This window comes from Bacillus sp. FJAT-27916 (assembly GCF_001183965.1).
In the GTDB taxonomy this organism is placed as follows: Bacteria; Bacillota; Bacilli; order Bacillales; family Pradoshiaceae; genus Pradoshia.
Map to the genome: position 1 here is coordinate 2,915,722 of NZ_LFZV01000001.1, position 12,331 is coordinate 2,928,052.

A 12,331-nucleotide genomic window follows, 5' to 3' on the forward strand; every position below is an offset into this window, starting at 1 on the left:
TCCCTCCTATATGATTAAATTCATATCTCCAAACTCATGCCATAAATACCTATTCTGAATGGCCATCTCATAAGCATGGATCAATTTATGAGAATCGATAAAGGAAGAGAGCAAATCAAGATGGCTTGCATCAGCTTCATGAAAACCAGTTAATAGGCCATCAATTGTCCGCCGCTGATAATCCTCACCAATAAATAGATTTGTGAATCCTGAGGCTTTGCCAGTTAGAATGGCTGATTCGACTGCTCGGACTACCGTTGTTCCCACAGCAATGATTCTTCCTCCCTCTTTTTTTGTTCCTTGAATCCCATTGAGCGTCTCTGCCGGAATATGATAATACTCCGGATTCCCTTCTGGTCTAACGGGGTAATGGTCATCGAGAAAATCACTTAAGCCTGTGTGAAGCTGCAAGAAACCTAGCTGAACCCCTTTCTTCTGGAGATCAAAAAGCAGCTCCCAAGTAAAGGCTCTTCCTGCTGAAGGCATTTCTGTCGAACCAGGTACAGATGCATATACGGTTTGATACCTCTCAAGCTCCCAGGGTGTATCAATATATTCATAGCGGATAGGCTCACCAAAGCGATAAAGCCAATCATAAAACAGCTCATCCGCCTGATTAAACGAGACAGTCCAGAGCGGCATACCCTCTACCTTATTGATTACCTTGGCCATTAATTTACCAGGAAAGTGGAGGTTGTCACCTTCCTTAGTACCCTCATCGATAACGAGCACATCCCAATCGCCATTCTCCCATTTCCTTGCCAGCCGTACCTCCTTGCCGCAAATAGTCTTTAACACAGCAGGCAGGGTACGGCTATTATTTAATAAGAGCAAATCGCCCTTTTGCAAATAATCGCCTAAATGACAAAAGACATCATGGGCTACCGCTCCTGTTTCCTTTTGAAGAACCATCAGCTTCACATGATCTCTTCTCAACCCGCGCTCCTCTGGAGGGGAACTAGCATTCAAGTCAGCAGGCAGATGGAATGGTTGCTCCACAGCCCTCATCATTCCTTCGCCCCGCCATCGAATTGCTGCGCTTCAAAGCGTCTGCCTGTAACCAAAAGCGAATCATCAGAGGCAAGATAAAGAAAGACATCCAATATTTCCTCCGGCTTTGGCAGCTCATAATCTCGTTCCGGCACGGCTAGATGATGCATCTCTGTGTCCATGCTCCCTGGGTCAACCATATTCACACGGATGGCCGTTTCTGCTAATTCATCCGCCCAGGTTTCTGTTAACCCTTCTATTCCGAATTTTGATATTCCATAGGCTCCCCAGCCTGCGTAACCAGTCCCGCCAGCCTCTGAGGTGATATTAATGATTGACCCGCTCCCTTGAACGAGCATGCCGGGCAGTACGCGCTTCGTGACGAGAAAAGGATTTAGGATGTTCACCTTTAGGACGTGAAGGAAATCCCTGTTCGGATAATCAAGCAATAAAGGCATCGGACTTGGACCGAGAATGGCTGCGTTATTGATGAGCACATCAATCCGGCCGAATTTTTGCTCCGTCATAGAAATAAATCGCTCCACATCCTTTTCGATGGACACATCCGCTGCCACCGCAAGGAGCTCACCCGAAAACGTTTGTGTCTCCTGACGCAATCGCTCCAGCCCCTCCTCTCCCCTTGCACAAACCGCAACATGGTTCCCCTTTTTTAAGAACGCATGAGCTAAAGCCTTCCCAAGTCCTTTCGAGCCGCCTGTAATGACAATTGTTTTCATGATACTCGCTTCCTTTCCATAACTGTTCTTACATCTATGGTACGGAATCTTCCAGCAATCGAGTATCAGTGATTAGAAGGAAACCTTCTACAACTTTAGTTGTACTCCCTTGCAAAACTGTATAATAATAACAAACGATTCTTTAAGGAGACGGGAAAATGAAACGGGATATCTTTCTATCCGAACTGGAGCTATTAAAGGGGATTGCCGAAACATTGAATGAAGGCACTGAGCTAAAAAAAATGCTCGGAGATTGTTTGCGAAAGCTGCTCCAGCTGACCTCGCTTGAAGCAGGCTGGATCTTTCTGATTAATCACGAAGGAAGCTATGAGCTGGCTGCTGCCGAGTCGCTGCCTCCTGCTCTTACGAACCCGCAGCATCATGCGCTTACTGAGGGGGATTGCTGGTGTGTCAACCGGTTTCGAAATGGGACGTTAACAAAGGCATCTAATATAATGGAATGTAAGCGTCTGGAAAATGCCCGCAATGGGAACTGGGGCGATACATATGGACTTGTCTATCATGCAACGGTCCCTTTAAAGGCTGGCGAGGAACAATTCGGATTATTAAATGTCGCTGTGAAGAATAAAGAGACGTTTGAAGAGCACGAGCTTGCCCTCTTAGAATCTATTGCCTATCAAATCGGGACCGCCTTAAAACGGATTCATCTGACCATGAAGGAGCAGGAAATCAAAATTGCCGAAGAACGCAACCGCCTAGCGCGGGATTTGCATGATTCCGTCAATCAAATGCTCTACTCCATTAATGTGACCGCAAGCGCAGGGAATCGGTTAGCGAAGGAGGAGCCAATCAAGGAAATCATGGCAGATATCCAGAAATTATCCCAGCATGCCCAAGCAGAAATGAAAGCACTCATCTGGCAGCTGCGGCCAGCAGGATTGGCAGAAGGATTGGCTTGCTCAGTGAAGAAATATGGAGAAATGCTTGGTTTAGCCGTCCATGTATCCGTTGAGGGTGTTTCGATGCTTTCCTCCCTCCAGGAGGAGACCCTATGGCGGATTGCCCAGGAGGCCTTCCACAATACCTTAAAACATTCGGGAGAACGCACAGTCCATGTAGCATTTCACTTCAAACCTGATTCAGTAGAAATGATGATTTCAGATGAAGGCATTGGCTTTAATTATACGGAGAATGCCTGTTTACCCAGCCTCGGCCTGAAAAGCATGGAGGAAAGAGTAAAAAGCCTTCATGGAAAAATAGCGATGAACAGCAAACGGGGAAACGGCACCACTCTTGTAATAGAACTGCCCATTTAAAATAGGAGGGAAAAATCTATGCCAATCAAAATTCTTATTGCTGATGATCATTCGGTTGTTAGAAAAGGGCTGAGCTTGCTGCTGGCGAGCCATAGTGGATTCGAGGTCATTGGTGAAGCCGCAAACGGTCAGGAAGCTGTCACGAAAGCCATAGAGCTGCAGCCTAATATTATTCTTATGGATTTAGTCATGCCCATTATGGATGGCATTGCCGCAACCAAGGAGATCCTCCGTATGCAGCCTGACATGAAGATTCTTATCCTGACGAGCTTCTCTGATTCTAATCATGCCATTCCTGCCCTTGAGGCTGGTGCAGCCGGCTATTTATTAAAGGAAAATGACCCGGATGAGGTTATACGAGCCATTATGAAGCTGATGGATGGCGAGAAGCAAATTCACCCAAAGGTAACTGAAGGCTTATTATCCGCCCTTAACACAAGAAAAAGTCCGGAACATCAATTGCTCGAAACTCTGACGGCCAGGGAAATAGAAGTTCTGGGGGAAATCACGAATGGGAAAAGCAATAAAGAAATTGCGGCTGCTCTCTTTATCAGTGAGAAAACCGTCAAAACACATGTGTCCAATATTTTATCGAAGCTATGCCTGCAGGACCGGACACAGGCAGCCCTGTATGCCATCCGCCATCTGCCTGCTAACTAAATCACTTTTACTTGATGAAAGTTCAAAATAGTGAGAAAATCACTAAAATGGAAAAATCATACGAGAACACGGAGGAATACACATGGCAGGAAATCGCTGGGTTGCCAATTCAATTTTACTAAGCGTCGCAATGGTGTGGGGATTAACATTCGTCATCATCCAAGATGCAATCGTCACTTTGCCTCCCTTCGCCTTTAACGGCTTAAGGTTTGGTTTTGCGGCTCTACTATTATGGCTCTATTTACAATTCAACCCGGCAAAGCCCCTACAGCTGAAGAAATTAACAGGGCAATTGAAGTACGGCCTTATCCTTGGCATACTCCTATTTGCAGGCTACGCCCTGCAAACGTACGGCCTGCTCTATACCACCTCAGGCAAGTCAGGCTTTATTACAGGATTATCTGTCGCCTTAGTTCCCTTTCTGACCTTTATCATTTTGGGACATAGAGCTAAGCTGCAATCACTTTTCGGTACAATGCTTGCCGTTGCAGGCTTATATATCATGGCTTTTTCCGACCTCTCCGCGATTAACTTGGGAGATGTCCTAACCTTTATCTGTGCTATCTGCTTCGGACTGCAGCTCGTCTATACAGCCAAATATACAACCAAGGCTGACACAGCCAATCTTGTCCTTATCCAGTGCTTAACGGTTGGTGTGCTGAGCGGAATTTCATCCATACTGTTTGAACCAGCCATAGAGGCCGCCGTCTTCAGCAGCTCGATAGTGATTATGTCCCTATTGATTACGAGCTTGCTGGCAACCGTTTTTGCCTTTATCGCCCAAACACATTACATTAAATACACAACGCCTGCACATGTCGCACTCATTTTTGCCACCGAGCCTATCTTTGCCGTCATCGGTGACTTTGCCTGGAACGGTGCCCTGCTTGGTCCTGCTGCCATTACAGGCTCGGCATTTATCCTAGCCGGAATGGTCCTTGCAGAAGTTCCGCTTCCTCGTCCCATCCTCGCTTTCTTTACTCGGAACACAGAGGCGAATATAGCTGAAATTCCGATTGAGGATGAGCCGCCTATCCAGAAATAAAGCCTGTAGACAGAGCCTCCATAAGGTTCAGTCATCAGGCTTTTTGTCTACATAGGCTCTAGTTGCCCCTAACCGCCTCATACCGGTTAACCGGTCTTCCAATCCCGCCGTATTGCAGGATTAGCTTGACTTTGTTTTGCTTTTCCAAATAATCGAGATAGCGGCGTGCTGTCACTCTTGCCAATCCGACCCCTTCAGCTACCTCTTCAGCAGAGGTTGGTTCTTTTCTTGTTTCAATATAATGATTAATCTTTTCCAAGGTAGCACGGTTAAGCCCTTTAGGGAGCGGTTCACCATGCTCCAGCCCCTCTATCGAAGAAATACCATGCAAAAGGTTATCCAATTCATCCTGTGTTAATTGTTGCCCCTTCTTAAAGCGCTCCCTGTATTCCTTAAAATGAGAGATTGCCTGCTTCATCCTTTCAAAGGTGAACGGCTTCATAATATAATCAAAGGCCCCATATTGAAGAATCTGCCTGATGGTTTTTCGATCATTTGCTGCAGTGACAGCAATCACTTCAACGGGAAGCTCTCTCTCTCTGATGGCACGTATGGTGGAGATCCCGTCCTGTTCCGGCATGAATATATCCATAAAAACCAGCTCTGGCTTCAATCTCTCAATCTGCTCCAGTCCTTCCCGCCCATTGGAGGCATAGCCGACGACCCGGCAATTCTCCACTCTTTCAATAAAACCGCGGTTGACCTCTCGCACCATCGGATCATCCTCAATCAGCAAAACCGTAATTGCATCCATGAGTGCTTTCCCCCTTAAAATGTAATGACAAAGCTGGTTCCCTCGTCAGGAATACTGTCTGCCTCAATACTTCCTCCGCCCTTCGCTACGATCTCTCGCACTAAATATAAGCCAATCCCATGACCTTCATCCTTCTTTAACGTAAAGCCCTCCTTAAAAATTTGTGCAGCTGTTTCTTCATCCATACCAATCCCATTGTCCTCAACCAATATAGATGTATAATCCTCCGTCTGATCCAGGCTGATAAACACCTTTTTGTCTGTATGTCTTGTCTTCTGCACAGCATCAAAAGCATTTTCAATCAAATTGCCAATGATGATGACAAAATCATGATGGTCCATTCCATCAGGAAAATACGTCCAGCGGCTGTTCTTATCGATTTCAACTTCAATCCCCAGTTCCTTGCCTTCTCTTATCTTGCTAAGCAGCAAACCTGAAAGATTATCATCTTGAATATGTCCATGAAGAAAATCCATAAGCTCATCAGATTCTTCATTAGCATGTATGATATAGTTCATAGCCTTCTCATGCTTACCAAGCTGCAAAAGACCGGCAATGGTATGCATCTTGTTCTTATGCTCATGATTTTGTACACGAAGTGCACGCACAAACGCCTTCACGCCTGTCAGCTCTTCAGCCAGCTTCTTCACCTCTGTCCGGTCCTGAAAGACGGCAACAGCCCCAACCGTCTTCCCATTCACCTGTATCGGAATCCGGTTGCTTAAGATTGAATGCTGGTTGACTAACAGTTCTTTGTTATAGACAGGATGATTAAAATCAATAATTTCCGGCAAACGTGTATCAGGGAGAACATCGTAAATATTCCTTCCTATCACATCACATTTATCCACCCCGAGAATTTGATAGGCCTTTTCATTAAATATGGTGATATCCAACTGATTATCAATGGCAATGATTCCTTCATGCATGGCATTGAAGGTTTCGTTCCGTTCCACATAGAGACGGGCTATTTCATGAGGCTCAAGCCCGAACATCCGGCTTTTCACACTCTTAGCAAGGGACCATGCTCCAAAAGCACCAAGTAATAGAGAAAAGCCTGCCGTAAGAAAAATCTCTAATCGGATTCCCCAAATAATCTCCCAAACCGTCGGTAATAGGTATCCAGATATGACTACACCAATCTGGCGGTGATTCTCATCCATAATCGGGAAAAAACCGCGGATGACCGTCCCCTTCTCACCCTTCGCCTTTGAAATATATGTATGTTCCATAAAAGCGGCATCCTCATCTGCCGTTTGTGATTTGGTGCCAATCATTGATTTAACCGGATGAGAGAGTCTGATCCGGTTAGTGTTCAGTACAACGACATAATCTGCATCATTAATGACCCTGATTCGCTCAACGACCGGGTTAACCGCTTCTGCCGCCTTCATTGGATCCTTTTGCTCAAGCCGATCTTTCACCTCAGGGAGCTCAGCAACCGTTCTAGATAGCAAGAGGCTTCGCTCGCTGATTTCCTCTTCCTTCATCTCCATAACACTTTCAAGCACGAAGATACCTGCAACAGTAAATGAGCAAAAGATGATGAAAAAAGTCGTGAACAAAACCTTCCAATGAATTGATAATGGTCTTTTGTCCAAAGCCCACTCCCCCTCTTTTTTCCATTGTACCACCAAGAAGCATGGTAGAATAAAGTGAAACCTCCTTCAGGGGGGAAGTCTTATCCCCCCTGATGGTTAGTTGAACCAATCGGGCTTTTATGGACAGTTTCCTCCCGCCTATGCTTCTCGATTTACTTAAGCTCTTTTAGAGGGAGGCTTACTGTCCATTTATGCGGGATAAAGTGAAACTTCCATCAGGGGAAGCCTTATCCCCCCTGATGGTTAGTTGAACCAATCGGGCTTTTATGGACAGTTTCCTCCCGCCTATGCTTCTCGATTTACTTAAGCTCTTTTAGAGGGAGGCTTACTGTCCATTTATGCGGGATAAATAGCAAGAATGCTTAAAGGCGGCGGAGAACCATAATGAGAAACTTTATCATAACAGCCATTCTAATCATTACGGCATTAATGATCTATCTTGGGGTGAAGCATGGCTTTGGCGAGGAAGCAAGCTTGCCAGCTGACCATGAACAAGAAGGCTTAAATGATCAAATCGTGATAAACTTCAGTCATGTTGTAGCTGAGAACACGCCAAAGGGACTGACTGCAGCTAAATTTGCTGAGCTGGTAGAGGAGAAGACAAACGGAGCCGTCCAAGTCGAGGTGTATCCAAATAGCATGCTCTATTCTGACGGCGAGGAACTGAATGCCCTTCAAAACGGGGATATACAAATGATTGCACCTTCTTTTTCGAAGGTGACAGATTGGATACCGGAATGGCAGGTTCTGGACTTGCCTTATTTATTCGAGGACCAAGAGGATATCCGAACCATATTCACTGGGCCAGCGAAGGACCAGCTGTTACAAATGCTGGACAACTACCATGTTAAGGGGCTTGCCTTTTGGAATAATGGTTTTAAACAAATGACGACAGCCAAAACCCCTGTCTCAAAACCGCAGGACCTACAAGGCCTAACCCTCCGGACCATGCCGAGCGAGATGCTCCAAAGGCAGTTAAACCTTGTTGGCGCAGAAACAAAGGAAGCCTCGTTTGACCAAGTATATACACTATTGGAAGATGAGCAATTTGACGGACAGGAAAACACCATCTCTAATATTTATTCGAAGGGATTTTATCAAGTTCAGAAGCATATGACTTTAACCAATCATGGCATCCTTGGCTATGCAGTGATGATTAATGGAGAATTCTGGGACAGTCTTCCCAATCATGTACAGCAGGCCATAACCGAAGCGATGGACGAGGCGACTGCCTGGAATATGAAGCAATCAGAAGTCATGAACCAGGATGCTCTCATTCAAATAGAAGATTGGCCTGATTTCCAAATCCGGACGATGAGCGAAGAAGAGAGACGCCTATGGAAAGAAGCTTTCAAGCCTCTTTACCAGTACTATAGGAACCATTATGATAAAAAGCTTTTAAAGGAAATTGAAGAGGAATTGAATCGGTGAGACCTTCTCGATAGAAGGTCTCTTCTTCGTGACCAAAAAGAACAAAAAGATTTTTAAAACCATAAACCCAATCTATCCTTTCTATCCTATAAGATTAACCATATATCTGAAAGCGCTAACAATTTTATAAAACAGGAAAGAAGGGTTGGCTTTTGAGAATCTTTAAGAATTTAACCGTCCAAGTTGTCACAGGTATTATCCTTGGTATTATGGTGGGAGCCCTCTTCCCCGAGTTCGGCGCCAGTCTAAAAATTCTAGCCGACATCTTTATCCGATTGATTAAGATGCTGATTGCCCCCATTATCTTCCTAACAGTTGTCATTGGTATTGGAAGCATGGGCAATCTGAAGAAAATAGGCAAAATTGGCGGAAAAGCCTTGCTATACTTTGAAATCGTCTCAACTGTCGCACTCGCGATTGGAATTATCGTGGTTAATCTCGTTCAACCTGGCAGCGGATTAAACACGGATAATTTGAAAACAGGTGACGTATCTCAATACACCACCCAAGCATCGGAAACAGAACAAGGCTTTGGCGCATTCATCATGAACCTAATCCCAGAGAATGTAGTTGGTGCTCTTGCCTCCGGAGAATTACTGCCAGTCTTATTCTCTGCCATTCTCTTTGGTCTTGCTGCCGCTTCTATCGGAGAGCGAGCGAAGCCAGTCATTTCGTTCTTTGAAGTTGTAGCTGATATTTTCTTTAAAATTGTCAATATGGTCATGAGAATTTCACCTATCGCCGCTTTTGCCGCGATGGCTTACACAATTGGAAACTTCGGTCTCGGATCACTCGTCTCACTTGGAAAATTGATGGGTTCAGTCTATCTCACGATGTTCCTATTCATCGTGGTCATACTCGGCTCTATCGCCAAATATTATGGTTTCAGCATCTTTAAGTTCATGGCTTACATTAAGGAAGAAATCCTGCTCGTCCTAGGAACTTCCTCCTCAGAATCAGCGCTTCCTGCTATGATGAGAAAGCTTGAAAACTATGGCTGCTCCAAGCAGGTTGTCGGTTTAGTCATTCCGACCGGATACTCGTTCAATCTTGACGGTACATCTATTTATCTATCAATGGCCGCCATCTTTATCGCACAAGCATATGGAATTGACCTGACCATCTGGCAGGAGCTTACACTGCTTGGCATTCTGATGCTTACCTCAAAAGGGGCAGCAGGTGTGACTGGTTCTGGCTTCATCACCCTTGCAGCCACATTAGCTGCTTTCCCGATGATTCCAGTGGAAGGGATTGCCCTCCTCATTGGTGTAGACCGCTTCATGTCTGAAGCTCGTTCCATCACAAACCTGATTGGAAACGGTGTAGCTACGGTTGTTATATCAAAGTCTGAGAAAGAATTCAATCCTAATCAGATAGCGGATGAACAGATGAAAGGGACAACAGTAGGCGAATTAAATTTAAAGAGTCATTGAATATGAAAGCCGGCTGTTTTCAACAGCCGGCTTATTCTTTTCCCTACCATACTAGAGAGACTTACTTAATCTATTACTATTTAAACTGCAGGAAAACCGTTCTTGCCAAAAGAAAGAGAGAATGAAATCTATGTTCTCAAGTAAGTCGCAGACACCAAAAGAGCATTGCCACCGGCAATGCTCTTTCCTCATCCCTTGCTTATTCTTTATTAACAGCCAATCTATTTAACAGCTTTCTCCTTCGTCATCAATACATATAAAATCATGGCCATGATGACAGAAAAACCAGCCGTCATATAAATACTTCCGTATCCGAATGAATGGGCAATTTGCCCAAAGGAGATAGCTCCTATCCCTATTCCAAGATCGAAGAAGGAGTAGAAGGTTGCATTAGCCATCCCCTTGCGATCAGCTGGAGCTTGGTCAATTGCCCAAGCCTGCAAGGCTGGCTGAACGCTTCCGAATCCGAATCCGTATAAGAAGGCTGCAATCAAGAGCCCGGTTGTTCCCGGCATCCAGGAGAGCAGGAACATGGCTATGACAACTAGCAATGTTCCCGGCAGGAATACAGCTTTATGTCCTTTCCGGTCATACAGCTGACCTGCAAAAGTCCGGGTAAGCATCACGGATACCGCATAGACCAAGAAGTACCACTGAATTCCCTCAACACCCTTCTGTGCCGTATAAAGCGGCAAGAAAGTCGCAATTCCCCCAAAGGTGAAGGTGATGAAAAAGGCTAGAATCGACGGCTTTAACGAACTCATCTCGTATAAATCCAGCAGTTTCCCGCCAGCTGGAGCCTTCTTGACGACTCCCTTCTTAAAGCGAATTTGAGAAGCTGCCAATAATGCGCAAGCTGGAAGAGCCGCACAAATCAGAAAGAATTGATTAAAAGGAAGCACTGCAACGAGGGCAAGTCCTATCGAAGGACCCATCGCCATCGCCAAATTCCCTGACAAGCCGAAATACCCGAGTCCTTCTCCCCTTCTTGTCGAAGGCACTACATCAGATGCGACCGTACCAGAGGCAGTCGTTAAGCAGCCCCAGCCGAATCCTTGCATAATTCTCATAAGGAAAAGCAGTGCGATACTCGCCAAGAATCCAAAAGTACCAACTGTCAAAATAACGACAATTAAGCCCCCGATATAAACAAGACCCCTCCCTCTTGTTTCTATGGCCTTGCCGGCAAATGGCCGAATCAAAAGAGCAGAAAAAGTAAAAATTCCGACAACGAAGCCAATTAATTGATCACTTCCCCCTAGTTCCTTTACATAGAGAGAAATGGTTGGCAATGTCATTTGGAACCCTAAGAAAATCAAGAAATTCGCGATGCATATCAAGATGAAATCGCGTGTCCATATTCTTTCTTTGACAGCATGCTGACTCACACCATGTTGAACCTGTTCACTCATGTTATTCCTTCTCTCGTATTCTTTTGCCCTTTCTATGATATCGGAATATCTTTATATAATTCTATATTTTTTATTGGCAATCCTGTTATCTATCTGGAATTTCCTACTTAATACCCTCTCTTACGCGCTCAGGATGGGAATAAATATTGAAGCTCTCTCCCCTGATAAAGCCGATAGCTGTGATATTCAAATCATCTGCCAGTTCAATCGCAAGATTGGTCGGGGCCGACTTTGACAGAATGACTCCTACACCAATCTTTGCCGCCTTCAGAAGAACCTCTGAAGAAATCCGGCCGCTAAAGGCTATAACTCCATCGCGTACTGGAATATGATGAATTAAACAATAGCCTAATAGTTTATCAAGAGCATTATGACGGCCGATATCAGACCTTGCCGCAATTAGGACGGAATCATGGTAGAGTGCCGCATTATGTACCCCGCCTGTTTGCTTGAATAAGTCACTGCCCTCTTGAAGCCCTTCCATCATTTTAATGCATTGTTCAGGAGTAATACAAATGTTTGTATAGGAGGTTTTCGCTGTTTTCACATCGACCTGATAGTAAAACTGCCTGCTCTTACCGCAGCATGAACCAATGAATCGCTTCCCAGCCTCTAGCTGACTGACTGGATTATGATGGCGCAGTGTTACATATCCAAAGCCTTTTCCCTCATCTATATGATAGTCCTCCATATCATCCCTTGACCGAATGACACCCTCAGAGGCCAAAAATCCAAGGAGAAGCTCATCCAAATGGTATGGTGTACAGACCATGGTCGCAAACTCCTCCCCGTTCACGTAAATCGTAAAGGGAAACTCTACCGCCATTTCATCACTTTTCTCTATTAATTTTCCATCTATATATTTCGTGATTTTTTGTCTGCTTGTTACGTTCTTAGCCATATCACTCACCTGCCATTTCCGTTCTATACCCTTTCCATGGGTAAAAAAACATATATAGACACATATTCCATAATTGGTGTTTTATCCCTC

11 protein-coding genes are annotated in these 12,331 nt (G+C 44.9%); 5 read left to right on the forward strand and 6 right to left on the reverse strand.

Translation table 11 applies throughout. The features are described from left to right. Window positions 1–6: 6 nt before the first annotated feature. Together AC622_RS14215 and AC622_RS14220 are read right to left on the reverse strand one after the other, a co-directional pair. Window positions 7–1,011, reverse strand: coding sequence for an S-adenosylmethionine:tRNA ribosyltransferase-isomerase (locus AC622_RS14215; protein ID WP_231589538.1), 1,005 nt, complete (start codon window positions 1,009–1,011; stop codon window positions 7–9). Continuing rightward, window positions 1,008–1,727 carry an SDR family NAD(P)-dependent oxidoreductase gene (locus tag AC622_RS14220; protein ID WP_049671662.1) on the reverse strand — a complete coding sequence of 240 codons (720 nt, stop codon included), beginning with the start codon at window positions 1,725–1,727 and terminating at the stop codon, window positions 1,008–1,010. Before AC622_RS14220 ends, AC622_RS14215 begins: the two co-directional genes overlap by 4 nt. A gap of 158 nt (window positions 1,728–1,885) precedes the next feature. On the opposite strand from AC622_RS14220, the gene AC622_RS14225 reads away from it, so the two are divergent. From AC622_RS14225 to AC622_RS14235, 3 genes are all read left to right on the forward strand, one after another. Next, window positions 1,886–3,004: a GAF domain-containing sensor histidine kinase gene (locus AC622_RS14225; RefSeq protein ID WP_049671663.1), complete on the forward strand. Its 1,119-nt coding sequence runs from the start codon at window positions 1,886–1,888 to the stop codon at window positions 3,002–3,004. A gap of 18 nt (window positions 3,005–3,022) precedes the next feature. Beyond that, window positions 3,023–3,664, forward strand: a complete 642-nt coding sequence (locus tag AC622_RS14230) for a response regulator (RefSeq protein ID WP_049671664.1) — start codon at window positions 3,023–3,025, stop codon at window positions 3,662–3,664. An 82-nt stretch (window positions 3,665–3,746) separates the two neighbouring features. Continuing rightward, complete coding sequence (locus AC622_RS14235) at window positions 3,747–4,709, forward strand: DMT family transporter (protein WP_049671665.1); 963 nt, start codon at window positions 3,747–3,749, stop codon at window positions 4,707–4,709. 58 nt (window positions 4,710–4,767) lie between these two features. Here AC622_RS14235 and AC622_RS14240 read toward each other — a convergent pair whose 3' ends face one another. Beyond that, complete coding sequence (locus AC622_RS14240; protein ID WP_049671666.1) at window positions 4,768–5,463, reverse strand: response regulator; 696 nt, start codon at window positions 5,461–5,463, stop codon at window positions 4,768–4,770. A 14-nt stretch (window positions 5,464–5,477) separates the two neighbouring features. After that, entirely contained in the window at window positions 5,478–7,064 is a 1,587-nt protein-coding gene (locus AC622_RS14245) for an ATP-binding protein (RefSeq protein ID WP_049671667.1), read from the reverse strand. 384 nt (window positions 7,065–7,448) lie between these two features. Between AC622_RS14245 and AC622_RS14250 the strand changes: the two genes are divergently transcribed. Both AC622_RS14250 and AC622_RS14255 read left to right on the forward strand, forming a co-directional pair. After that, on the forward strand, window positions 7,449–8,495 hold the full coding sequence (locus AC622_RS14250) for a DctP family TRAP transporter solute-binding subunit (protein ID WP_053103766.1): 1,047 nt from the start codon (window positions 7,449–7,451) through the stop codon (window positions 8,493–8,495). Window positions 8,496–8,647: 152 nt separating this feature from the next. Continuing rightward, window positions 8,648–9,928 carry a dicarboxylate/amino acid:cation symporter gene (locus AC622_RS14255; RefSeq protein ID WP_082197152.1) on the forward strand — a complete coding sequence of 427 codons (1,281 nt, stop codon included), beginning with the start codon at window positions 8,648–8,650 and terminating at the stop codon, window positions 9,926–9,928. Window positions 9,929–10,149: 221 nt separating this feature from the next. Here AC622_RS14255 and AC622_RS14260 read toward each other — a convergent pair whose 3' ends face one another. Both AC622_RS14260 and fdhD read right to left on the reverse strand, forming a co-directional pair. Then, a complete protein-coding gene (locus AC622_RS14260) occupies window positions 10,150–11,340 on the reverse strand; it encodes an MFS transporter (protein WP_049671668.1) in 1,191 nt (396 codons plus the stop codon). 103 nt (window positions 11,341–11,443) lie between these two features. Further along, window positions 11,444–12,241: a formate dehydrogenase accessory sulfurtransferase FdhD gene (gene fdhD, locus AC622_RS14265; protein WP_049671669.1), complete on the reverse strand. Its 798-nt coding sequence runs from the start codon at window positions 12,239–12,241 to the stop codon at window positions 11,444–11,446. Between the last annotated feature and the right edge of the window lie 90 nt (window positions 12,242–12,331).